Annotated in this window: 15 protein-coding genes; 9 read left to right on the top strand and 6 right to left on the bottom strand. The window is 57.2% G+C overall.

The features are described from left to right. The first annotated feature begins 277 nt into the window (after nt 1–277). On the top strand, nt 278–2,002 hold the full coding sequence (locus BISA_RS09050) for a VWA domain-containing protein (protein ID WP_033891522.1): 1,725 nt from the start codon (nt 278–280) through the stop codon (nt 2,000–2,002). Nucleotides 2,003–2,120: 118 nt separating this feature from the next. Here BISA_RS09050 and BISA_RS09045 read toward each other — a convergent pair whose 3' ends face one another. Then, the gene (locus tag BISA_RS09045; RefSeq protein WP_033891521.1) at nt 2,121–3,944 is read right to left on the bottom strand and encodes an AMP-dependent synthetase/ligase; all 1,824 of its coding nucleotides are present in this window, start codon (nt 3,942–3,944) and stop codon (nt 2,121–2,123) included. Between the two features lie 166 nt (nt 3,945–4,110). Between BISA_RS09045 and BISA_RS09040 the strand changes: the two genes are divergently transcribed. From BISA_RS09040 to BISA_RS09010, 7 genes are all read left to right on the top strand, one after another. Next, a complete protein-coding gene (locus BISA_RS09040) occupies nt 4,111–5,898 on the top strand; it encodes a sugar porter family MFS transporter (RefSeq protein WP_337588789.1) in 1,788 nt (595 codons plus the stop codon). A 231-nt stretch (nt 5,899–6,129) separates the two neighbouring features. Beyond that, nucleotides 6,130–7,704: an ABC transporter substrate-binding protein gene (locus tag BISA_RS09035; protein ID WP_033891520.1), complete on the top strand. Its 1,575-nt coding sequence runs from the start codon at nt 6,130–6,132 to the stop codon at nt 7,702–7,704. A 23-nt stretch (nt 7,705–7,727) separates the two neighbouring features. Continuing rightward, nucleotides 7,728–8,717: an ABC transporter permease gene (locus BISA_RS09030; protein ID WP_202806964.1), complete on the top strand. Its 990-nt coding sequence runs from the start codon at nt 7,728–7,730 to the stop codon at nt 8,715–8,717. Beyond that, nucleotides 8,714–9,529, top strand: coding sequence for an ABC transporter permease (locus BISA_RS09025; protein WP_051917458.1), 816 nt, complete (start codon nt 8,714–8,716; stop codon nt 9,527–9,529). Before BISA_RS09030 ends, BISA_RS09025 begins: the two co-directional genes overlap by 4 nt. Beyond that, nucleotides 9,526–10,302 carry an ABC transporter ATP-binding protein gene (locus BISA_RS09020; protein ID WP_033891519.1) on the top strand — a complete coding sequence of 259 codons (777 nt, stop codon included), beginning with the start codon at nt 9,526–9,528 and terminating at the stop codon, nt 10,300–10,302. Before BISA_RS09025 ends, BISA_RS09020 begins: the two co-directional genes overlap by 4 nt. Further along, nucleotides 10,196–11,104: an ABC transporter ATP-binding protein gene (locus BISA_RS12035; RefSeq protein WP_272945249.1), complete on the top strand. Its 909-nt coding sequence runs from the start codon at nt 10,196–10,198 to the stop codon at nt 11,102–11,104. The genes BISA_RS09020 and BISA_RS12035 overlap by 107 nt, the downstream gene beginning before the upstream one ends. An 84-nt stretch (nt 11,105–11,188) precedes the next feature. Next, entirely contained in the window at nt 11,189–15,094 is a 3,906-nt protein-coding gene (locus BISA_RS09010) for a thiol reductant ABC exporter subunit CydD/CydC (protein WP_033891518.1), read from the top strand. An 8-nt stretch (nt 15,095–15,102) separates the two neighbouring features. On the opposite strand, the gene BISA_RS09005 is transcribed toward BISA_RS09010, so the two are convergent. From BISA_RS09005 to BISA_RS08985, 5 genes are all read right to left on the bottom strand, one after another. Further along, complete coding sequence (locus BISA_RS09005; protein WP_033891517.1) at nt 15,103–17,250, bottom strand: sugar porter family MFS transporter; 2,148 nt, start codon at nt 17,248–17,250, stop codon at nt 15,103–15,105. Between the two features lie 117 nt (nt 17,251–17,367). Beyond that, on the bottom strand, nt 17,368–18,600 hold the full coding sequence (locus BISA_RS09000; protein ID WP_065445495.1) for an ISL3 family transposase: 1,233 nt from the start codon (nt 18,598–18,600) through the stop codon (nt 17,368–17,370). A 44-nt stretch (nt 18,601–18,644) separates the two neighbouring features. Next, nucleotides 18,645–19,022 (bottom strand): hypothetical protein, encoded by a 378-nt coding sequence (locus BISA_RS08995; protein ID WP_033891516.1) that lies wholly within the window; start codon nt 19,020–19,022, stop codon nt 18,645–18,647. A gap of 1 nt (nt 19,023) precedes the next feature. Next, nucleotides 19,024–19,791, bottom strand: coding sequence for a LytR/AlgR family response regulator transcription factor (locus BISA_RS08990; RefSeq protein ID WP_161786518.1), 768 nt, complete (start codon nt 19,789–19,791; stop codon nt 19,024–19,026). A gap of 119 nt (nt 19,792–19,910) precedes the next feature. After that, the gene (locus BISA_RS08985; protein ID WP_033891515.1) at nt 19,911–22,823 is read right to left on the bottom strand and encodes a glycoside hydrolase family 3 N-terminal domain-containing protein; all 2,913 of its coding nucleotides are present in this window, start codon (nt 22,821–22,823) and stop codon (nt 19,911–19,913) included. A 377-nt stretch (nt 22,824–23,200) separates the two neighbouring features. On the opposite strand from BISA_RS08985, the gene BISA_RS08980 reads away from it, so the two are divergent. Then, the gene (locus tag BISA_RS08980; RefSeq protein WP_033891513.1) at nt 23,201–25,258 is read left to right on the top strand and encodes a serine/threonine-protein kinase; all 2,058 of its coding nucleotides are present in this window, start codon (nt 23,201–23,203) and stop codon (nt 25,256–25,258) included. Nucleotides 25,259–25,315: the final 57 nt, after the last annotated feature.

The raw sequence follows: 25,315 nt of genomic DNA, 5'->3' as shown, positions 1-25,315 counted from the left end.
GCAGGCAAACAAAATAATTGTGAAGATTTTGTGCTGCCAAGAAGTATCGGGGTATTAAGAAAGTCAGTAATGCCGGCAATCGCGCGCAGGTCGGGGGAATGAATTATCGGGTGGACTGATTTTCGGGGGATTTCCGCCATTTCTATGAATTGCTACTGTGCCGAAACGAAGTATCTCAAGAGATATACCGCATGGAGTTGGGGTGCGGGAATGCAATGGTTGTTAGTGAATTACCAGTATGCAATCACATGTCCCTCCATGCTGGAGGGAGCAGTACATGATGAAGATATTGCATGCAAGCAATGAAGGCTCGCACAATGCAAGGAAAGGTTTGCGTGCCGCACTGAAGACCGCTGCGGCCGCCATCGTATCCGTAGCAACGCTGGGCACTATGGCCATTGCCGGTGTAGGCATGGCCTCAGCTCAGGAAGAGTCCGTTACTCTGCCGCAGCCAAAGGCGGAGAAAACCGTGACCGCTAACGGCGACGGCACCTACAAGATGACGTTGAGCGTTACTGGTCAGACGGCTGAAGACAGCTCGCAGAAGGTGACTCCGACCGACATTGTGCTCGTTGTTGATAAGTCTCGTAGCATGAAAGGCAATCGTTTCACGACTGTTAAGACTGCAGCTACGAATTTGGCAGACAAGTTGCTGACTGAAGCAAATAAGAACAGCGGCAATGTTCGTATGTCCGTGGTGACTTTCGACACCTATGCTGAGAAGGCTTCCGACTGGACCACTAATCCGTCTGCTGTGGCCAATGCCATTGGCGATCAGCCGCGGTACGACGATAAGGATTATGTGCGTGGCGGCACCAACTGGGATGACGCTTTTGAGAAGGCTAATGCTGCTGAAACTCGTAGCAATGCGGCCAAGTACATCGTCTTCCTTTCCGATGGTCTCCCCACGTTCCGCAATGATGCCGGTTCCCGCAATGGCATTGCCGGTAATGGTCAAGATGATAAAGATGGCAAGAACCTTGCCGCTGCAGTTGAAGAGGCCAACAAGCGCGGTAACGTTGCCCTCTACTCGGTGAGCGCTGATGAAGCCGCCAACGAAGCGATGCAGAATCTTGCCAATGCAACCAATGGCAAGTTCTTCGACGGTAGCGACTCTGCAAAGCTCAATGATGCTTTCGATTCCATTTATCAGGAAATCGTGTCCTCCGCCGCATACCGCAATGTGGTGATCAGCGATACGCTGTCTCAGTACGTTGACTTCGTCAAGGCCAACGGCACCCCGACCTTCACACTGACCAAGAGCAACGATGCCAACTGGAATGGCCCGGCGCCGAAGTTCGATGGCAAGAACGTGGTCTGGGATCTTGGCGATACCGAACTGGAGCAAGGCGTTACGTACACGCTGACGGTAACCCTTACCCCGACTCAGGCAGCCTTCGACAAGGCTGTGGAGAACGGCGAGGAATCCAAGCTGCCATCGAACGATGCGGCAACCGTGAACTACAAGGTGGCCACCAAGATCAACGGTGAAGAGCAGACTCCGGTGGATGGCACTCCATTCCAGCTGGCTCCGGGCTCCATCACCGCTCCGGTTTCCAACATCACCATCAAGAAGGTGTGGGCCAAGGGTGCTCCTGAGAAGACCGTAACCGTTCAGCTGTTCCAGAATGGCAAACAGTATGGCGAGAACATCACCCTGTCCAAGGATTCCAAGTGGCAGGCTGATGTGATTGTTCCGGCAGGTCTCGAGGACTACACCTGGAGCGTCAAGGAGCTCTCCGCGGGCAAGGGTTACACTGCCGCCGTTGACCCGGGCGAGGTGACGTTCAAGGGCGGCCAGCACAATGAGGCCACCTTCACCGTGACCAATAGCTACAAGGCTGAGGTTGTGCCGAGCAAGCCGGCTGATACCACTAAGACTGACACCAAGAAGCCCGTTCTGAGCAACACCGGTGTGGCTGTGGCTGGTATTGCAGCAGTCGCCGTGCTCATCGCTGCCGCTGGTGGTGTGGCGCTCGCAATTCGCCGCCGCAATGCCTGAATTCAGACTGCTGTGCTCTGACTCTCGGTGAGGTAGAGCACTAGCCCAAATAGCAAGTGGGTTCAACATCTAATTGATGTTGAACCCACTTTGCGTATGTGGTGCTTGTGTTAGTGGATTAGTGCTTGCCGTTGTAGATTTCGCGGTCGATTACGTCAGCGAACACACGATTCACAGCAGGACGTACCACTTTCAGAGACGGTGTCAGGCACTTGTTCTCCTGCGTGAACTGCGTATCCAGCACGGCGAACTTACGCACGGATTCAGCACGGGAAACCGTGGCGTTCGCCTTGTCCACGTACTGTTGAATCTCCTCGCGCACTGCAGCGTTCACGGCCAAACGGTCCACCGGCGTATCGGCGGACAGGCCATGAGCCGGCAGCCAAACCGCCAGCGATTCCGGATCCAGCGTCACCAAAGCGCCAATGAACGGGCGACGATCGCCCACCACCACGCAGTGCTCCACAATCGGGCACTTGGTGATCTCTTCCTCCAGCGGAATCGGGGAGACGTTTTTGCCGCCAGCGGTGATGATAATGTCCTTGATACGGCCGGTAATCATAATGCGACCCTCATCATCAATCTCAGCCAAATCGCCGGTGCGAAGCCAGCCGTCTGCCGTGAACGCTTCAGCGGTCTTCTCAGGCAAATTGTGATATCCGCGGAACACATTCGGGCCCTTGACCTGCAGCTCGCCCTCGTCGGAAATACGCACAGAAGAACCAGGAGCCGGCTGGCCAACCGTACCAATCACATTGTCGGTTACGCGAGTGGCGGCGAACGGGGCAGCGGTTTCGGTCATGCCGTAGCCCTGAATCATCGGCAAGCCAATGCCGTTGTAGAAGTGCGCCAAATCCAAGGAAAGCGGAGCGCCACCGCAAGCCACATACTTGATCTTCGGCCCCAAAGCACCGCGCACCGTGCGGTACACCAGCGTCTCATACTTTGCATGATCAGCCATCTCAGCCAACGTATGCTTTTCGCCAGCCTGCTCCTTAATGCTCCAGACTCGAGCGGCCTCAGCAGCCTTCAAGAACAGACGGCCCTTCCAGCCAGTGCCGGCCTTACGGGAAGCAGCGTTGTACACCTTCTCGAACACACGCGGCACACCAAGCAAATAGGTCGGTTCAAAGGAACGCAGATCGGGAAGCAGGGACTTGGTGTCCGGCAAGTAGCCGACTACACCATCATCCGAAGCGATGGACGCGTACTGGATGAAACGTGCGAAGCAGTGGGCGAGCGGCAGGAACAGCAGCAGACGCGGATGATCATCAAGAATCATCTCATGCAGCGCCTGAGAAGCCGCAATCGTAATCGAAACGAAATTCTTATGCGTCAGTTCGGCACCCTTAGGATTGCCGGTGGAGCCGGACGTATACACAATCGTGGCCAAATCATCGATGTGCACGGAAGCCACGCGCTCATCGAATTCCTCGTCGGACACAGTAACGCCCAAACCCTCCAAAGCGCCGAGTGCATTGCCGTCGAACATCAGAATCTGGCGCAGCGCAGGGCAATGGTCTTTCACCGAATCAAGACGGTCGAAGCGCTCGCGATTATCGGCTACGGCAAGCTTGACTGCGGAATCGTTCATAATGCGCTGAGCCTGGGAAGCGGAATCGGTGTCGTAAATCGGCACGCTCACCGCGCCCACAGCGGCCAGGGCAAAGTCGAGAATGCCCCATTCGAGGCGGGTGGAGGAGAAGATGGTTACCGCATCGCCCTTGTTGATGCCCAGAGCGATCAGGCCTTTGGCGGCGGAGATGACGCGCTTATGGAATTCGCCGGTGGTCACATCCTGCCAGCGGCCGGGGCCGAGCTTCTTGGCGGCGATGATTGTATCTTCGCCGGTGCGCAGAATGCGGTTGGTGAGCAGTGAGTAAATGGTTTGATCGTCGCGTAATGTAATGGATTCGCCGGGAGTGGTGTATTCGGTGAGCATGGTGCCTGTTCTTTCATGCCGCGCGCTGGTGTGCACGGCGGTTGCCTTACGATTGACATTTTCAGCCATTCTGTTAGCTGAGGTTACGCTGGCGTAGCGTGAGGCGCGTTGTGCGCGGCGAAAAAGTCGTGACCGCGCTTTTGTGGATTAGCTACAAGTTGACGCTGTGGCAACTTATGCCACTGAATTGATAACAGTTTGGCAACGTATCGATAACGGTTTTACAACGATTTGCTCCAGCGGTGCTTTTCCCGCATTTTACGGGGTAAACAAGCATTACCATAAACCTTTGGCCGCATGTGCTGTTAGCGCAAACAGTACATGCCAAAAGAGAGTGAAAGTAAAAGAAACAGAGGGTACTGCAGTGAGTCAAGCAGCATCAACAACCGCATCCATTCAGACGGTTACCGAAGACGACGAGCATCAGCGCCGCGGTTCGGGCCGTTACATCGTAGGCCTGGCACTAAGCGCGGGCCTCGCCGGTCTGCTCTACGGTTACGACACCGTCTCCATTTCCGGCGCCATCGATTTCCTACAGACCAAGTATTCGCTGAGCCCGGCACTGCAGGGCCTGGTCATCAGCTCCATCATGATCGGTGGCGTGATCGGCGCAGGCTTCTCCGGCTTCCTTTCCGATAAGTACGGCCGCCGTAAGATTTTGATGTTCGGCGGTGCTTTCTTCTTCGTAGCCGCACTCTGGAGCGCCTTCACTTTCAGCCCCTTCACGCTGATTCTTGCTCGAGTGATCGGCGGCGTCGGCATTGGTCTGGCTGCTGCGCTCGCCGTGACCTACATCACCGAGTCTGCACCTACCAATATTCGTGGCGCACTGACTTCCGCCTACCAGTTGCTGACTATTTCCGGCATCTTCCTGACCAACGTCATCAACTACTTCATCGCTTCCTCCGGCGACCACAACTGGGGCATCAACATCGGCTGGCGTTGGATGCTCGGCATCGGCGCTATCCCCGCTGCCATCTTCGTTGCGGCCCTCTGGTTCTCTCCTGAATCTCCTCGATTCCTCGTGCAGTCCGGCCGTATTGAGGAAGGCTACAAGGTTCTTGAACGCATCAACGGTTCCGACAAGGCCCGCCGTGATGTTGAAGAAATCCAAATGCAGATCAAGGCCGAGAAGGAAGCTAACGCTCAGTTCTCCGACTTGTTCAAGCCCGGCCTGCGCAAGGCCCTGCTCATCGGCATCTTCCTGGCTATCTTCAACCAGGCCATCGGCATGAACGCCATCTCCTACTATGGCCCGGTGATGTTCTCCCACATGGGCTTCGGCGGCAACACCGAATTCCTGGCCTCCTCCCTGGTGGGTGGCATCGAGCTGGTGTTCACTGTGGTGGGCATGTACCTGATTGATTCCGCCGGCCGTAAGAAGCTGATGGCTGTGGGTTCCGGCCTTATGGTGCTGTTCGCGCTGGGCATCTCCTTCTCTTATGCCAACAACTACCAGCTGCTCATGCTCATCTTCGTGATGTGCTTCACCTCCTGCTTCGCCTTCTCGATGGGTCCGATCCCGTGGATTATGATTCCGGAACTTTTCCCCACCTATCTGCGTGGTCGCGCCACCGGTATCTGCACCGTGTTCCTGTGGGGCACCAATTGGGCCATCGGCCAGTTCACCCCGATGCTCATCAGCTCCATTGGCGGCATGGGCACCTTCCTGGTGTTCGCCTGCACCAACCTCATCTGCTTCCTCGGCGTGATTACGTTCGTGCCTGAAACCAAGGACAAGACGCTTGAAGAGATTGCCGAACTGTGGAAGCCGAAGGGTGAGCAGTCCAATGCGCAGCTCGAAGTGGTACGCGCCACTGCTGACCTCAAGCAGGCCGAAGCGGATATTAAGGCTGCTGAAGCTGAACTGGCTCGTGCCCGCCGTGCCAAGGAACGTGCTATTGCTACCAAGGCTGCGGCTGAGGCTTTGGTCAATGCACAAAAGGCACGTTGATAATCGGTGATTATTGATACTCGAGAGCTCGAGCTCAGAGCTCATAATAACGAGTAGTAACCAATGCCAATAGCCTCTACATAAGACGGCGATTGCGGCAAAGCGCAGCCCATTCTAGGATGGACTGCGCTTTTGTATTTCAGGTCCATGCGTCAGCTGCACGCGATTGTTCGCGCCATCGCACTGGTATTTGATTTATAACAGAGGATTCAAGAAGAGGAATATCGAATAATGAAGAAGACCCGCACGTTCAGTGCCCTTCGCACGGCTCTGACGGCTGCGACCGCCGCCGTACTTGCCATCTCACTCGCCGCATGCTCGCAAACCGGTGGCTCCACCACGGCCGGCACCAGTGCATCCGGTGACCAGACCACGTTCACCTACGCTCGCTCTGCAGCCGTGACCTCGCTCAACCTGTGGACTGAAATCACCTCCAACAACGCGTTCGCCATCGATAAGATCTTCGAGCCGCTCGTCAGCTTCGACAAGAACGGCAAGATCATCGACTGGCTCGCCAAGTCCCACAAGATTTCCGACGACGGCCTGACCTACACCTTCACCCTGCGCGATGGACTCAAGTTCTCCAACGGCAAGAACGTGACCGCTGAAGACGCCGTGTTCTCCATCGAACAGCATCAGGCTGAGAAGGATGCCGCCCTGCCGCTCACCGCGGACATCGCATCCGTCACCGCTCCCGACGAGAAGACCGTGGAAATCAAGCTCAACAGCCCGTACACCCCGCTGCTCGCCGAGCTCGCCAACTTCTCCAACGGCATTGTGCCTAAGGACTTCGGCGGCAAGTCCGAAGACGACTTCTTCGCCAACCCGGTGGGCACCGGCCCGTTCGTGGTCTCCAAGTGGGATAAGTCCGGCGACCTGACCTTCACCAAGAACGAGAACTACTGGCAGAAGGGCAAGCCGGGCATCACCAAGCTCGTCTACAAGCTCGTGGAAGACGGCACTCAGGCCGTGAACCAGCTCAAGACCGGCCAGGTGGACGGTATCGAAGACCCGGCTCTCGAAAACCTCGACGAACTCGAGAACGGCAACGATACCAAGGTGGAAACCGCCGGCAGTTGGGTGACCCACACCTTCTTCTTCAACACCGCCGACGAGCACTTCTCCGACGTGCACGTTCGCCGCGCACTGGCCTACGCCCTGAACCGTTCCGATGTAACCAAGGCCGTATCCTTCGGTCATGCCGACACCGCCAAGACCGTGCTGCCCAAGGCCATCGAATACAGCACCCAGGATTCCATCAAGCCAGTGGATAATGACCTCACCAAGGCCAAGGAAGAGCTCGCCCAGTCCAAGTACCCGAGCGGCTTCGACGCCAAGATTCTGCTCGCTTCCGGCAACAACGCCTACTCTCAGGCCGCTCAGCTGCTGCAGTCCGCTGCCGCCAAGATTGGCGTGAAGCTCGAGATTGAATCTGTGGATATCGCCACCTTCCGCTCCCGCTTCAAGGCATTCGACTACCAGATCATGATCAACTCCGCACAGGCCGACTACCCGGATGCCGACTCTATCATCGACTTCCAGGCCGACCCTGACGGCTTCAGCAAGTCCTACTGGACCAGCTACTCCAACCCTGAAGTCACCGAAGAGCTTAAGAAGGCCCAGGTGACCCCAGACGGTGACGAGCGTGCCGTCCTCTACGAAAAGATTCAGCAGACCCTGGCCGACGAAGTGCCGTACATTCCGCTGTACTCCCCGCAGATCGTCAAGGCCGTGCGTAAGAACGTGACCGGCCTCGAAGTGCTGCCGAACAACTCCGTGCGCTTCCAGGACGTCAAGATCGGCTGATTGCTAGCCGTACAATAACCACTATGACAACATCACGACCTGCCGCCTTAGCCAAATGGCTGGGCGGCATTGTCGTTCATATGCTCCTTGTACTGGTTTTGGTCACTATCGGCGTATTCCTGATTGTGCGCCTCGTGCCTGGCGACCCCGCGCAAATGGTGCTGGGGCTCAAAGCCCGCCCTGAACAAATCGCGGATATGCATCATCGCCTCGGCCTCGACCAGCCCATCGGCAAGCAGTTCACCTCATTCGTCGGCACACTGCTCACCACCGGCGACACTGGCCAATCCATCGCGTACAACGTGTCCTCGCGGGCGCTCGTACTCGACCGTCTTCCAGTCTCCTTATGGCTGATTTGCTGCTCCGCAGTACTGGTTGTGGCGATTTCACTGCCCCTCGCCATGACCGCGGCCCTCCACAAAGGCAGCTGGGTTGACCAACTGGTGCGCATTGTGCCTACCATCACCCTCGGTATGCCGGAATTCTGGGTGGGATTGGTGTTCGTGCTGCTTTTCGCGGTGACGCTCAAAGTTTTCCCTGTCGGCGGCACACAACCCGGTATTGACGGCATGCTGTATTCAATGGCTTTGCCATCGTTGACCATTGCGCTCGCGCAAACCCCGTTTATCGTGCGCTCATTGCGTACGCGGATTTTGGATGTACTGCAATCTGATTTTGTGGTGACCCTGCGCGCGGCTCACCTACCTGAGCGCGTGATCCATCGGCATGTGCTGCGCAATGCGCTGCTACCAGCACTGCAGCTCTACGGTATGAAAATCTCGTTCCTTGTTGGCGGCACATTGGTAGTCGAGCAAGTGTTCGGATTGAAAGGCGTGGGCTCGCTCTTGTTCAGTGCCATTACCGCCCGTGATTTTCCGCTGATTCAAGCCATTGCTATTTACTGTGCGCTCGGCGTGGTGCTGATTTCCGTGATTGTAGAGATTGCAGGCGGACTTATTGACTACCGTGTGCGCGGTGGGGCTGAACAGACGACGGCTGGGGGAGTGGCATGAAGCTATCGCATGACCGCTTGCCCAGCACGCTAGTTGCCGGCGTTGCGTTACTTATCGCCATCGTGCTGGCGGTGCTGATTATTCCGCTGGTTTCTCCATACGACCCCACTGCGGAAGATATCTCTTCCATGCTGCAGCCGCCGTCATTCGCGCATCCGTTCGGTACCGATCAGCTTGGCCGTGATTTGTTGGTACGTGTGGCAGCTGCGGGCCGAGTCGACTTGGCGTTGATGGTTGGTGTGGAACTGCTGCCATTCATTATTGGCACGGCTGCCGGCCTGATTGCTGGCTATTATGGCGGCTGGCCGAACCGCGTCATCACTTTGCTGTCCGATGCGCTGATTGCCTTCCCGTTCTACCTGCTGGTGGCAGTGGTGGCATTCGTCACCGGTACCGGCATTACCGGTATTTTCCTCACCTTCCTTATCATGGGCTGGATTATTTTCGCGCGCACGGTCAAAGGTGCCACAGCTTCACTGGCCGGCGCGGAATGGGTGGAAAGCGCACGCGTGATGGGATTCTCCGATGCTTCGATTCTGGTCCATCAGATGTTGCCGAATGTACTTTCGCAAGCGGTGATTGTGCTGGTCAGCGACATGGTGGCACTGCTTGTGGCCATCGTAACGCTCGGCTATCTGGGCCTCGGCGTCACTCCGCCAACTCCGGATTGGGGCACGATGATCGCAGACGGCCAATCCTTCCTCTCCACCCGCTGGTGGGTGTCCACTCTGCCGGGTTGCGCGGTGGTGCTGGTCGGCATTGCCTTGGCACTCATCGGCGACGGCCTTAACGACGCGAGGAGGCAGTCATGAGTGCAGCCAACTCCAATATCGCCCCGATTATTCAGGTCAATAATCTCCATATTCATGCTTCGTTCGGTGGTCGTGCGCTCGTTGACGGCATCTCCTTTGACGTGCACCCTGGTGAAACCGTGGGACTGATCGGCGAATCAGGCTCCGGCAAAAGCCTCACTTTGCGCGCGATTATGGGACTGCTGCCCGAAGGCGTAGCCATTACGGATACGGAATCGATTACCGTAGCCGAGCAGAAGCGCATCGCCATGATTTTCCAGGACCCGGTGTCCTCGCTCGACCCACTAACCGGAGTGGTCAAGCAAGTGGCCGAAGTGCTGCGATACAACCAGCACGTCAATCGACGAGAAGCAAAAACCCAAGCTGCCGACCTCTTAATCAGCCTTGGTCTACCGGAATCCTTGCGCACTGCCGACCGTTACCCAGGGCAGCTTTCCGGAGGCCAATGCCAACGCGTCGGCATCGCGCTCGCGCTCGCCACCAAACCAGACATCCTGCTCTGTGACGAGCCAACCACCGCACTGGATGTTACAGTCCAGCTGCAAATTCTCGACCTACTTGCCGACCTGCGGCAGTGTCTCGGCCTTACCATGCTGTTCGTCACCCATAATCTGGGCGTCGCCGCTCATCTGTGCGACCGGCTGATCGTGATGCAGCACGGGCGCATTGTGGAAACTGGACCCACAGCATCGATATTGCACAGTCCGCAACAGGAATACACGAAGCGTTTGGTTAGCGCGATTCTACCGATTCCGGGAGCGCAAGATCGATGACACAACATACATCACCAGCATTGTTCGAACTGCGCGATATCACGGTGGAATATGGCGATTTCACCGCAGTGGATCATGTATCGCTGAGCCTGCGAGGGGCGAAGCCATTGGCATCGTGGGGGAGTCCGGTGCGGGCAAATCCACGCTCGCACGTGTGGCAGCCGGGTTGATCACGCCGGCAACAGGTCAAGTGCTGCTTGATGGGGAGCCGCTGGCACCGATCCATCGCACACGCGAGCAACACCGCCGTATTCAAATGGTGTTCCAGAATCCCGATTCCTCACTGAATCCGAGTCACAGTATCTATCGCATTCTTTCCGAAGGCATGCTGCTGCATCGCACACTTGGAGCCAGTGGAGTGAGGCCTTCCCGCGCAGCTATTACCCAGCGATGCCTCGAGCTGCTGAACATGGTTGGGCTGTCAGATGCCGACATCCTCTCGCGCCGTCCGCAAGCCTTCTCGGGCGGTCAACGCCAGCGTATCGCCATCGCCCGCACACTCGCCGTGAATCCGGACGTGTTGATTGCCGACGAACCCACTAGCGCCTTGGACGTCTCCGTACAGCACGAGATTTTGGACCTGCTGGCAGCGTTGCGCCAAACCCAAGGCTTGAGTCTCATGCTCATCACTCATGATTTAGGCGTGGCCAATGCCTTGTGCGACGACATTATGGTCATGCGCGGCGGCACAAGCGTAGTCCACAAATCAACAGAAGAGTTTTTCGCCGATCCAGGCCCTCAATACGCGCAAGATCTTCTTGCCGCAGCCAGCAGCGTCAGCATCACGCCCCAATCGGTGTGACCTATTTCGCTACGGGCAAGGCTGGCGTGTGCAGGGCTTTTCCATTACGGTGAAAAAGACTGGTGACGTACATTGAGGGGAAGCATGTTCGATAAGCGACTATTTCAACTGACGCCGGGGCTCGGAAAGCTCGTGGCCGGCAAAGTGGCTTTGATGTGGGTAGGATTACTCGCCAATATCGGCTTCGTACTCTCGTTGGTCATGCTGCTGAGCAATGCGCTGACGGCGGTCGATCCGCCGCTCTACCAATGTGATGACACGTCACCTGACGCGTGGCCGTGCCCCACACCGCTGCAAGAAGTAGCCGGTAGCAGCGTGCTTCCAATGGCTGGCGACATCATGTTTTACGTATTGCTCGCGCTCCTATGCGCCGCAGTGCGATACACCACTACCACGCACGCCACTCGACTCGGCACTGAAGCCGCCGAACGCGTGAAACTGGCCCTGCGCTCCAAACTGTACCGTAAGATGCTGGCGCTTGGCCCCTCCTATGCCAGCCGGGTCAAAACCTCGGATGTGGTGCAGTCTGCCGGCGAGGGCGTGGAACAGATTCAAAGTTTCTTCGAACTGTTCCTGCCACAACTGTTTTATGCGATTCTCGCACCGCTCACCCTGTTCGTGGCGATTGCGCCTATCGATATGCCCTCCGCGCTGACGATGTTGCTCTGCGCGCCGCTGATTATCATCGTGACTGGCATGGTCTCGATGACCGCCGCCCGCGCCTTCAAGAAATACTGGGGTCGCTACACTGACATGGGTGCGGCTTTCCTCGACAATCTTCAAGGCCTTGAAACCCTGAAGAACTTCGACACGGACGACCGTGCCGCGGCTGAAATGGACAATAAGGCCGAAAACTTCCGCGTAATGACCATGCGTGTGCTGCAAATCCAGTTGCGCTCCTTGACCGCTATGGATGTGGTGGCTTATGGCGGTGCGGCGGCCGGCATTGGCGTGGCACTTTGGCGCTATGCGCATGCCCGCGTGTTTGATTCTGGCTTGTCGATGGCATTCCTTGCCGACGAACTGCCCAATCCGTTGAAGTATGTTGCCTATGGTTTGCAGTACCTACTGCCCTTCGGCATCGGATTCCCCCTGACCTTGACCGGCCTGCTGTTCATTGTGCTGCTATCCGCCGAATTCTTTATCCCGATGCGCCAGCTCGGCTCGTTCTTCCATGTGGCCATGAATGGTATGACCTCCACCAAGCGCATTTTCGCACTGCTTGATGCTCCTGAACCAGCACATGGTACCGCTGTACTGCCGGCAGCATCAGCGGTTGACGGCATTGCCGTGGCGTTTAATCATGTCAGTTATTCGTATGATTCAGCATCTGCGGCGCAGAATGCCGCAGGACAGCACAGCGAACGCGCGATTCTGGCGCTTACTGACGTGTCCTTTACCGCGCACCCCGGCAAGCTCACTGCCGTTGTGGGCGTCTCTGGTTCCGGCAAATCCACTGCCGCAGCATTGCTTGCCGGCACATTGACCGGATACCAAGGTTCGCTGACACTCAGTGGCTGCGAAGCCCGTGAACTCACCGGTGAAACGCTTGCGCGCAATGTTACGTTGATTGGCGCCAGTAGCCATCTGTTCGCAGGTACGCTGCGTGACAATCTGATGATGGCACTGCCTGATAATGCTGAACGTTCCGATTCTGCGGTGAGCAACCGACTGTGGCAAGCTCTCGGGCAGGCGCGTATTGCTGACTTTGTGCGCAGTCAGCCGAATGGTCTTGACATGGTGATTGAGCCGGATGCTGCCAACCTGTCAGGTGGCCAGCGCCAGCGTATCGCCATTGCTCGCGCGCTGCTGCATGATTCACCGGTGTTTGTATTCGATGAAGCCACCAGCAGTGTGGATGTGGAATCCGAGGAGTTGATTCTCGCCACTATTCGCGAATTGGCGGAATCTCGCGGCAAAACAGTCATTATGATTACGCACCGCATGGCTAATGCCGAGCATGCCGATCAGATTGTGGTGTTTGACCATGCTCATGCCGTGGAAACCGGCACCCATGCTTCGCTTATGGCTGCGAACAGTCGCTACGCTGAACTCTTCACCACCCAAGCCAACATCGAACACTTCGCCGACGCACATACGGCAGTCTCTCCCTCCGTCTCGGCTACGCCGAGCCACCTCGAACGCAATCAAGGACAGCCAACTGCTGCGGCCCCCTCTGACGAGGGGGCTCCCGGTCGTAGACCGGGTGGGGGAGAGACCTCCCGCGATGAGAACACACAACCTACATCGTTGCTTGAATTCTCTTCAGTTTCAGCCACATCCGATCCTCCCGCAACGCACGCCACCTCGCTCACCACATTCCAAACAGTCAAGCGCTTGCTCAACGTGGCCGCACCGCTAACCCGCCTGATGGTTGCCGCCACCATCTCCGGCTCCATCGGCCACTTGGCCGCAACATTCCTCCCGGTATTCGGCATTGTGGCGGCATTCGCTATTGCCGGCCATCCGGTGTGGGGCATGGGAGCAGCTCCTGCCATCATCGGCATGATCATTTGTGCGCTCCTGAGAGGCATCACCCGATACATCGAGCAATATCTCAACCATAATGTGGCTTTCCACCTGCTCGCGCTCTTCCGCTCCAAAGCGTTCGCAGCTCTTCGCCGCCTGGCTCCGGCCAAGCTCACCGGCAAAGGCAAGGGCAATCTCATCGCAATGCTCACCACTGATGTGGAACTGCTGGAAATTTTCTTCGCGCACACCATCAGCCCGGTAGCCATCGCAGTAACCACCACCATCGTGTATGCGATTATCGCAGCAACCTTGAACCCGTATATGGCACTTGCGCTGATTATCGCGCATCTGGTTATCGGTGTAATCATTCCAAAATTCTTCGCCACCGGTGTGCACAATCTTGGCCCGGCCATCCGTGGAGCCGCAGGCCAGCTCGATGATGTGATGCTCGACGATATGCGCGGCATCGATGAAATCATCCGCTTCGGTCGTGGTGAAGATCGAGCCCGCGCTATCGAAGATCGTACTCGTGCGCTTTGGCGTGAACATGCCAAACTCAGCCGAGTTAATGGTCGTTTTGCCGGCATTGGAGGCCTGCTGGTCTTCCTGCTCAATACTGCGGCTATTGCCATAGTGCTTAAGCTTGCCACGGCCGAACCCATCAGCATTCCAGCACTGGTCACCGCTTTTGTGCTGTTCACCAGCTCGTTCGGTCCCACTCTGGCATTGAGCGCGTTGCCGGCAAACCTCACCCAGACGTTCGCCGCAGCCCGCCGACTCTTCGGCATCATGGACGAATCTCCGGCCGTTACCGAAACCGGTACCGCAGCTCCTCAATACGAGGGCATGCAGCTCAACCGTGTCACCTTCACCTACCCCAATGCTGGTGCCGAACAATCGGCCACGGCACTGCCAATTTTGAAGGACTTTAGCCTTGATATTCCGCGCCACGGCATTCTCGGAGTGCAAGGACCGTCCGGCCGCGGCAAGTCCACCATGCTGAAACTGCTGATGCGCTACTGGGATCCGCAATCCGGCCAGGTCCTGTTCTCCAGCACACCGCTGCCTGAAATCAACGCCCATTACCGTCGTCATGTGCAAACCATGATGAGTCAGGATACACATCTGTTCGACGGTACTATTCGCGATAATCTGCTGATCGCATTGCCGGAAGCGGAAGTCGCTACAGTGTCTGACGCTCATCTGCGAGACGCGCTCGCCAAAGCCTCGGTATTGGAACTGATCGATTCCTTGCCGAACGGTATCGATACCGAAGTGGGCGAGCTCGGCGATCGCCTTTCGGAAGGCGAACGCCAGCGCATCGGACTGGCCCGCGTATTCCTTCGCAATGCCGATCTCATCCTCTTTGATGAGCCCACCAGCCGTCTTGACGCGTTGAACGAGGCGATAATTCTGCGGTCAATTCAGGAAGCTGCTGCAAGCCGGAATACGGCCGTGGTGCTTGTCTCTCATCGAGAATCCGCCATGCGCATTGCGGACGCGACTCTCAGTCTCTAAGCGCTGAGTTAAGCCTTGATCAGCGCATCCAGTGAGTCAAGCGCCCGATTGATCGCCTTAGTTTCGCGTGCGTCTTCGGCTGCATCATAAGCCGGAGACGTGGCATCAGACAGAATCACGCCTTGTGCAAGCTCGTTGTCATGAGCCCTTTCCAGTGCGGAAATCGAAACATTGCCGCTAGTAGCTGAGATTGAATCGACTGCGTTCACAACCTTCGGCGGCTCAGGCACTGTGCCCTGATCAGGCAGCGGCATAGGAACCGGCTGAGTCATCGTACTTGCGTTTGCTGCAGCATGTGCAGCGGCGAACGCAGTCGCATCATCAATATTGATTGATTCATCAACGATGGCATGATTCTCTGCGGCAATGGCATTGGCGTTGCCGGCAGCATAATCAACTGGATGATTGGTGGTTGTGACCGCGGCTGAGACGATAGCGGAATGAGCGGCTGCAAGCGTATTGCCATGCGCGCGAGTCACGTTTTGATCTAGCGTGTGCCGTAATTGCTCAGCTCTCAACTGTTCCGCCGCATCATGCTGCGCGGTTTCGCGGCGTACTGCCGCAGCGCGTTGCTGGGCTTCCAATGCGAACACTTTCTGCTGTGCGGTAACGCGCGCTCGTTCAGCCGAAGCCATAATGCCCAATGCCTGCAATCGCTCGTTTTCCACGCGTCGCAGTGTCGCCTCAGCATGGCGAATATTCGCATCAGCGGAACTTAGCGCATACTTTGCGGCCGCCATCTCGGTTTTCGGCTGCCACAAATGGTCGATTTCCTCCAACGTGCGGCCCATAGTTTCCGGTACGAGTGTGATAATGCCAAGCAGGCAAATGAGATTCAGCATGCTGAAGATAGCGAAGGAGATGCCGCCGCCCCAGCCGTCAATCATCATTGGTGTGAACTGTGCGATCAGCCAATTGGCGGACAGCAGACACATCACGCACAAGCCGGTTGCACGCCCGCGCAAATACGTGGGGAACAGTTCGGGAATCACAATCCACGGAATCGGGCCCATCGAGAAAGCGAAAGACACGGTGAACGCCATCACGAATATGAGCGTTAACAGCGGGCTGCCGATGGCATAGGAAATGGCGATGCATAATGCGAACGCGCACATCATGCCGGCGCCGACCTCCATAAGGCGCTTACGGCCGAACGTGTCAATCAAATACAATCCCACAACCGTGGAGACCAGTTCCACGCCGCCAACGCAAGCGGCCGTCAGGAATTCCGTATCACCGCCGAAGCCCAAATCCGCGAACATCACCGGGCCGTAATAGGAAATAGCGTTCATGCCGACCAGCTGGTTGAACACGGCCAGAAAAATGCCGATGCCCAATGCCTTGCGCAAGCCCGGGCGGAAAAGATCATGGAATTCGTTGGACATCTCGTTTTCCAAGCGCACCGAAGCGTTGATGTCATCCACGCGCAGACGTGCCCGCTCGGTGCCGAGAATATGCTCGAGCACGGCGAAGCCTTCATCGGTTTTACCTACTTGAATCAGGAATCGTGGGCTTTCCGGGGCGCGCAGCATAGCGAACAGAAAAGCGGCGGCTGGAATGGCACCCAAGCCCAGCATCCAACGCCAGCCGGTAGTCACATCCCAAAAATCCGTGCCATATGAGGCGATGATGTAGTTAATTACATTGGTAAGGAATACGCCGCAGACGGCGAGCATTTGGTAAGAGAACGAGAGCAAGCCTCGAATATGAGTAGGCGCCGACTCCGTAATATACGTGACCGCTAGTGCCGCGGTAAGGCCAATGCCATAGCCTCCGATGACGCGAGACACAATCAGATCGATGGGACCTACCGTGAGCGAGCTCCAAATGGCGGCAACGAAGAAGAACATTCCGCCGATGATAAGAATGCGTCGTCTGCCGAATTTGTCGGAAAGGAAGCCTGCCGCCGCAGCGCCCACTATGGCGCCAATCATGATTGAGGAGATAACGAACCCTTGCATGACGGTACTGAGTTCGTAACGGATGCGAAGGAATTCAATGGCGCCGGAAATAGACACAGTGTCGTAGCCGTACAGAAGACCAGCGAGACCAGCGCTCAGAGCCAAGCCGAAGGTGTATTTACCGGAACCTTGCGTGCGAATGGCTGTTCCTAGAGGGTTGGTCTGTTTAGTGGCATCCTGAAATAGACCCGCCATGTGCTCTTCCTCTCAATACAACGTGGGGGACTCAGATAATAGTAGCCGTAGCACGTAGTTTCGGCTCGGAAATATCATAAAAATTGGCCTTTCGCTGTTTGGTGTGGGTGGGGTCTGTCAGGTGGTGACGGTGCTGAGGTCGAGTTTGCCGCAGGTCAGGTAGATCATGGTGCTGAAGTAGCCCATGTTCTTGAATCCGCGGGCTCGGGTCTTGACGTTCTGGATGACGCTGTTGAGTCCTTCGAGGATCGCGTTGGTGTAGGGGTGGTCGAAGTAGGCGAGGATGTCCCGCCAGTGGCGGCGTATCTGGCGGGCGAACTCTTTCATGGGTTCGAGCCGGGAGCGCGTCATCCACGAGCACAGACGCTTGAGGGCCGTCTCGGCCTCGGCTCGATCGGCGCTGGTGTCGTAGATGTCCTGGAGGGTCTCGCGCATCTGACAGGCGCGTCCGGTTTTCAATCGTCGCCGTTGCAGGCTGCGCTTGGTTTCCAATTGCAGGCCGGTCAGGTTCGATTCGTTCCTCAACCACAGGTACTTGGTCCGCTTGAGCAGCGCGTTGCCGCGGGCCTCCTGTTTGCGGACCTTGTCGACGGCCTCGTTGGCGTGTTTGATCACGTGGAACTTGTCGATGATTCTCGCCGCGTTGGGCAGCCGCTCGCGGATGCCCTTGGCGAACCCCAGGCTCATGTCGCAGGTAACCAGACGCACCCGGTCGGGATCGCCGTTGTGATCCATGAAATCCCGCGCGAACCGTTTGATCGTGGTCGAGTCCTTGCCCGGGACCACGCAGATTACGTTGCGCTCCACCAGGTCGGCGACCACGGTGATGTACCGGTGGCCCTTCCGGCTGGTCTCGTCGATGCCTATGGCCTCCACGCCCGTGTAGTCCTCGTAAAGCCTCGCCTCGTCCACGTAATGGCGGATGAACCGCCACAGGCGGGTGTCATGTTCGCCGACCTGCTCGGCGATGTCCGCGACCGGCTGGCTTTTGGCCAGCTCCACGACCATCGCCTCGAACAGGAGCGTGAACCCGCTTCCCGGCCTCGCCCACGGCACCGGGACCGCGTGCACGCCGTGGGCGGGGCACGTCACGCGCGGCACGCCCGCGTGAATGAACGCCTTGTACTGGAAGAAGTTCAGATGCCGCCACACGCGCTCCCTCGCGTCATGCACCGGACACGCGGCCTCGCCGCACCCCGGTTCCGGGCAGGGGAACCGCGAACCCGCCGCGAACCCGATCGCGATATGCAGTTCCCGTCTGCCGTCCTCCTCGTCACGGAACTCCACGCCCGACACCCTCCACGGGTCAGGCAGTTGCAGGGCGGCGGTGAACAACGACGTGGTATCCATACCCCCAAACTACCCGACCAGCACCACCACCCCCCCCGACCCACTCACCCACACCAAACAGCGAAAGGCCCAAAACGATCAAAGTCCAGCACATTCATCATTAATGCGTACACGTTGTACGACAAATGCTGCACCGCATATCCAGCTACAGCAATCACCAATGATTCCAGCCATGTCACGTACGCACACCAATGCAGGGCTATTACCATCAGCGCAAAGCTGCCAAAATAATACAGAGATTTGAGGGTAATGGTAAGCGCGGAAACAGAGTCGTTGTCAATCGCTCCGATGAGTGGAAAGTACATCCAATCGTATGCAAATGCGACTGCAGCGGCGAATACTAGGTACCACCGTTTGCGCCAGGTTACCTGCGCACAGAACACCAGCATGCCGAAGAAGAGTTCGATGGTGACCAGACTCATATCAGCCTCCGTAATACTCGGCGAGCGCCTGCATGAGGGGTTTGCGCTTGGAGCGGGAGACGGGCAGGGTTTGACGGTCTACTACTACGCTGTCGTTGGTGACGGCTTTGACCCATTCGAGGTTGACGAGGCAGTAACGGCTGGCGGTGGCGAAGTGCACAGGCTCCAATAGTGCGGCAGCTTCTTTGAGACTGGACCAGACTTTGTAGGCGACTTTCTCGGTGTGGTAGATGACTTCGTGGCCGAGCACCTCCACATAGCGCACGTCATGTGAGGAGAGGTACTGAGTGCCGGTTCCAACGGTGAGTGGAATGGTGACGCCTTGGCGTTTGGCCACGAGGTCTTCCACTTTGCGCATTTTGAGCGCGAAACTGAAGTATTCGAGTGGTTTGACGAGGTAGCCGATAGCATCCACGTCGTAGCCGACGGCCGCATATTGGGCCATTTTAGTGGTGAAGACGAGTACGACATGGCTGTCGATTTCGCGTAGTCGGTGGGCGGTTTCGAGGCCGTCGATGCCGGGCATTTCCACATCGAGGAACATGGCGTCGAACTCGGCTTTGTAGTCGTCCAGGAAGGATTCACCGTCGGCAAAGCGGGTGATGATGTAGGCGGGCGCAGAATCGCCCGTCCTAGTGTGCGCGGCACTGCCTTCGGCGTCTGCATGCTCGGCATAATATTGCGCGATCATCTCGCTGGTGCGCGCGGCATCAGTATCGTCGTCATCGACGATGGCAATGCGGATCATCTCGTCTCCCTTCATCTGCATGTCACGGTAGCGCATTTTGGGCACTGTTGATGTATCGAGACATACCTATACGAAAAGTGGTCTGTACTTATAGCAAATACAAGTACAGACCACTTCAATATTCAGTTATTGATTGACCTTCAGGCCTTGGCAGCCGGAGCTTCAGCTGCGGTCACAGCAGCAGCCTTGCGGCGCTTGAGGTACTTCATGATGGTCAGAGCCTCAAGACCAATCACGAGGACTGCGGTCACACCCCAGACCACGTACATGGCGGTCCTCCAAGCCGGGGTATCCACCTCGGGCTCACCATTCGCGTACTGCCAGCCATTGGCCACAGTGTAGAGAATGTTGTGAGCGGCGGTACGCATGGCCTTCACTGAGGTGGCGGACTTGTCGGTCACATGGTTGGTGATCTTGGTGGTTGCCAGCATTGCATCGTTACCGTTGCGGATGAGCTGGTCGGCGTTCTGGTAGCCGTAGCCACCGAAGTAATCGGTGAGCACGAAGCCACGGAAGCCCCATTCGTCGCGCAGCACGTTCTGCTGGAGCGGAGCGTAAGCGCCAGCGTAGGTGGTGCCGATGTAGTTGAAGGCGCTCATCACAGCCTGTGCGCCGCCTTCCTTCACCGACATTTCGAACGGCTTCAGGTAGATTTCGCGGATGGACTGCTCATTGGCCCAGGTAGCCAGCATGTTGTTACGGTTGGTTTCCTGGTCGTTCAGAGCGAAGTGCTTCATGAAGGAGTACACGCCCTTTTCGCGAGCACCAGCAATCTGGTTGGAAGCCATCACGCCGGAGAGCAGGCCGTCTTCGGAGAAGTACTCGAAGGTACGTCCGGAGAAAGCGTTGCGGTGGATGTTCATGGCCGGCGCGTACCAGCCAGCCACATGCATGTCGTGAGCCATCTGGCCGATCATCTCACCGAACTGCTTGGCGAGATCCTTGTTCCAGGTGCAGGCGAATGCGGTGGAGGCCGGGAAGCCGATGGAGCCCACGCCGGTGAAGTTGTTGTTCAGAGATGCAGGGCCGTCAGCATCGGTGACCTGAATCTTGCCGACAGAGGTCACGGCCTGAGAACCGTAGCCAGCGTTGGCGATCAGGTTGTCCATGTCGTCGAAGGTGAGTTCGTCGAGCAACTTATCCCACTGCGGATCGTCATAATCCTTGCCGTGAAGGTCGGCCAGTCGCACGCCGTTCTTGGCGCCAGTGGTCGGCATCTCATCGGAAGAATCGTCGTGATCAGCCGGGTTGTAGTTGTCGTTGTTGACGAAGGAGGCCTTTTGCTCGTCGGACATCGAGAAGTTGGTCGGAGCCGCGGTGGCCTCGGCGAAGTTGGCGAAGTGATCGGCACGGGACAGGTAGGTCACGTCGCCAGAGGCATCGTCGAACTGGTTGGTGGCCACGGTCTTGTCACCGTTGTGAGTGTTGTCTTCGGTGTTGTAGGTAATGGTCTTCGGCACGTTCACGGTGGCGGAATCGATCACCGTGTGGGAATCGGACTGAATAGAGATGTCATAGTCGCCGGATTCCAGCACGTAGGCCTTAGCATCCTTGGAATCGTAGGAGGCCATGTCATCATCGTCGAACTCGATCTTGACGGTTTCGGATTCGCCCGGCTTCAGCTCCTTGGTCTTCTCGAAAGCGACCAGGTTCACGGAAGCCTTCTCAATGCCACCATCGGTGTACGGCGGATTGAAGTAGGCCTCGACCACGTCCTTGCCGGCCTTGTCGCCGGTGTTGGTCACGGTCACATCGAAGGACACCTTGCCGTTCTTGTAGGAGACGTCACCCATCTTCTGATCGAAGGTGGTGTAGCTCAGACCGTAGCCGAACGGGTACTGAACGTAATCGTCGTAGTTAATCAGGCCTTCGTCGTCGGCGGTCTCGTAGAACTTGTAGCCCACGTAGATGCCTTCCACGTAGTTCACAAAGTTCGGGGAAACGGTCACGTCGCCGGTGAAGCCGGTGTAGCTGACGGACAGATCATCGGCATTGTCGTAAGCGAAGTTGCCGAAGTTGTTGTAGGAGACGGACTTGGTGAGGTCCTTGAGGAAGGTGTCGGAGGTCTTGCCGGACGGGTTCACATCGCCGGCGAGCACTTCACCGAGAGCGGAGAAGCCGGTCTGGCCTGCAGGCGGGCACCACACCACGGACTTGATCTGCGGATAGTTGGCCAGGAAGTCGAACTGGAAGGTGTTGGCACCGTTGTAGACCAGCGTCACCTTGTCGAAGTTCTTGGTGACCAAGTCGATCATGTCGCGCTCGGTCTTGGAGAGCTGCAGGAAGCTTTCACCCTTCTGGAAGTCGTCGTAATCCTTGGAATTATTGGTGTAGGTGATGCCATCAGCGGTCATATCCATTGGCAGATCGGCGCCTTCACCGCCAACGCGGGTGATGACCACCACAGCCTCATCGGAGTAGGACTTGGCGCTGGAAATCAGAGAATCGGAGTACTGGGCTGCCGGCACTTCAGGCAGGGTCCAATCCTGCTGGAACATGCCCACCACCGGGCGATCAGCGCGGTAGTCGGTGTACAGCTTGGTCAGGTCGGCGTTGGTTTCGATACCGGCTTCCTTCATGCCGTCGAGCAGAGAAACGGTCTCGTACTGGTCGGACATGGAACCGGAACCGGTGCCGCCGTATACCGGGTTGGTGGAACCCCAACCGAACACGTTCACCTTCTTGTTGGCGAGCGGCAGGTTGGAATCATCATTCTTCAGCAGGGTCACTGCCTCGGACTGCACTTCCTTGGCCAGCTTGTTTGCTGCGGAAACAGTGCTGTCGGACAGCATGTACTTGGTGATGGTGGCGTTGTTGAGCAGCGTGGCGAGCGGGCCGGACAGCATCATGGAAATCGCCACGACGATGCCCACGAGGGCTACGAGCCAAGACTCAGAATGAATAAGCTTGCGGTTGGCCACAGCCTTCACCGTCTTCTTGTTGACGGCGAACGTGATAATCAGAGCCAACACCAGCAACACGCCAACAGCAATGAGATATGGCGTAAGCGAACCGATGACGTTCATAACGTCGGCCATGTTGATCTGCAGCATGGGTTCTCCTCCTTGATTCTTACCTTTGCGCGGCATGTTTGCTCGAATTCGATACCGTTATCGATTCGAACCACAGCCTTGTGGACCTGCCCTGTCCACGTTGGCCGCTGAATGTGTCCGCTTGGCACTCCATTGGGTTGCTATGCTGACACGTCCTTGATGCCGATGACTCTAGAATCGCAGATTCGCCCCTGCCGCGAACATCGTTCAACCTATCCTGTCATTTCGAGCGCATAATCTGCTAGCACGCGCCACTCGAATTACACACCGAAAATACGCAAACCGCAGTTTTCAGTACGTGAATGGCAGCACTCCCAACAACTACTCCACACTGCACAAACCAAGCATCACGCCGCTCTCACCTACCCGCGGCTAGGATGGGGAGCATGAGCGATTTGAACGCGTTGAATCTGGAATCTGGCGAAGTGGTAGGCGGCTACACGTTGATAGACCGCTTGGGCTCTGGCGCTATGGGTTCGGTATGGCGCGTGCGCGATGACGGCGGCCAAACGTATGCGATGAAAATTCTGCGCGACTCCTTGGCCGATGATTCCGCTCCCGGTAACGCGAGCACGCCAGGCGCTAACGCCGGCAACCCGGCTCTTCACGACCCAAATCTCAAGGAAGACGTGACCCCCCGCGAGCGCCTGCGCCGCGAAGCGATGGCGTTAAAGAAGGTCAATCATCCTGGTGTCTGCGGCATTGTGGATATGGAGCTGGATGATACGCTCGCGTTCATCGTTACCGAGTTAATCGAAGGCAAGAATCTTAAGGATGATGTGGCCATTAATGGCCGCTATATTGGCGATGATTTGGAACGTTTGGCTCGTAAGCTCATTGAGGCTACGAAAGCTGTACATGCTGCCGGCATTATCCACCGCGATATCAAGCCCACGAATGTGATGGTTTCGGCCACCGGCCCGGTGCTGGTGGATTTCGGCATCGCAATGGGTGAGGGCGAGAGCCATGTGACGCGTACCGGCTTGGTGATGGGTACGCCTGGCTTCATTGCTCCGGAAATCATTGATGGCGCTGAGGCCGATGATATGACTGACTGGTGGTCGGTGGCTTCGGTGCTGGCTTTTGCAGCCACTGGCGCTCCGGTGTTCGGTACCAAGCCGATGATGGCGGTGCTTGAGCGTGCGGCAGCCGGCAACGCGAATCTTACAGGCCTGCCGGCCGGCACGTTGGCGGCTTTCCGCTCGGCGTTGAATCCTGATCGTTCCCAGCGCTGCACGCCGGATGAACTGTTGCATGCGATTTCGCTCGATGCGCTTAACCCGAGTGCATGGCAAGGTGCTCCTGCCAGCCCGTTTGGAGCTGGAGCTATAGCAGGCACACCTACTGCGATTGTGGCCGCTCCCACTGAGGCAACCGAGGTGATGCCCCCTTTTGGCGCCAACGCTGACGAGCCCGACGAGAGTAATCCGCGCACATTATGGCGTGCTGCCGACGCTATTCGCACCAGAACACTGCAGACTGAGGATGCAGCAACCGCTGTGTTCCCTCAGGTGGATGACTCAGCTCAGGCTGCGCCTTCATTCCCACCGGCGGTCCCGTCTTTCCTATCTCCGGTGCCATATGCTTCTCACGACGCACAGGCCACGGCAGTCCAGCCGCCTGTAAATCCGGCTGTGCGCCCTGCTGTGCAGCATATGATTGACCAGACCGCTCAGGCTGCGCCCACCGAAGCGTTGGTGCAGAATCCGGCTGCACCTAATCCTGCTGATGTTCGCCGTGGCGCATACTTGCAGCGCGGTACATTGCCACTGTGCTTGCTGACCATGCCATTAGCACTGCTGGCCGCCAGCTTCCCACTGATTGCCATAGGCGCGGCGGCAATCCTGCTATGGCTGGTGCTGACGTTGGCTTATAACATGGAATCTCAGCTTGAGCGCGAGGGCCGGCGCGGCGGCGAGCGCAAAAGTTCCGATGCATGGATTCGCGCGGCTTCGCTCCCCTGGCATCTCATCAAAGGCCTGCTGCTTTCGCTACCTCGCTTGGCACTACTCGTCATCATCTATATTGCCGGCACAGCGGTGGCTGCGTTGGCATTATCCCTACCCATCGAGGCTCCTATTATCTGGAGTTTCACCGCTGACTGGTCGGTTCCGGTACCGCTGCTGATTGATGTGCCTTATTCCTCTTCAGGGTTGGCACTTGGCGGTTTTATGGCTGTAGGCTGGTTGATTACGGTATTTGGCCCGCAAGCCATGATGATGCGCTTGGGAGCCGGCGTCTTGCGCGGTTTATCAGCGCAACAGCCGGGTGCGGCTATTGGTCTCAACGCATTCGGTCAGCCGGCACAACCGGTGGCAGCTCCGATTCGTGGCCACCGCAGTACTGTGATGTTCACCATATGGCTCATCGTTACCCTAGCGTTGGCTGCACTGCCGCTGCTTGGTATGCCAATCAGCTGGATTCCGTTGGTATGACTGGGCTTGTGAAAGCTTATCAGGCGGATTAAATCCTGCGCAGCCGAACTTGCGCAG

This window comes from Bifidobacterium saguini DSM 23967, assembly GCF_000741715.1.
Taxonomy (GTDB): domain Bacteria; phylum Actinomycetota; class Actinomycetes; order Actinomycetales; family Bifidobacteriaceae; genus Bifidobacterium; species Bifidobacterium saguini.
The sequence above is the reverse complement of the archived record's forward strand: the minus strand, read 5'-3'. Positions and strand labels throughout refer to the sequence as shown.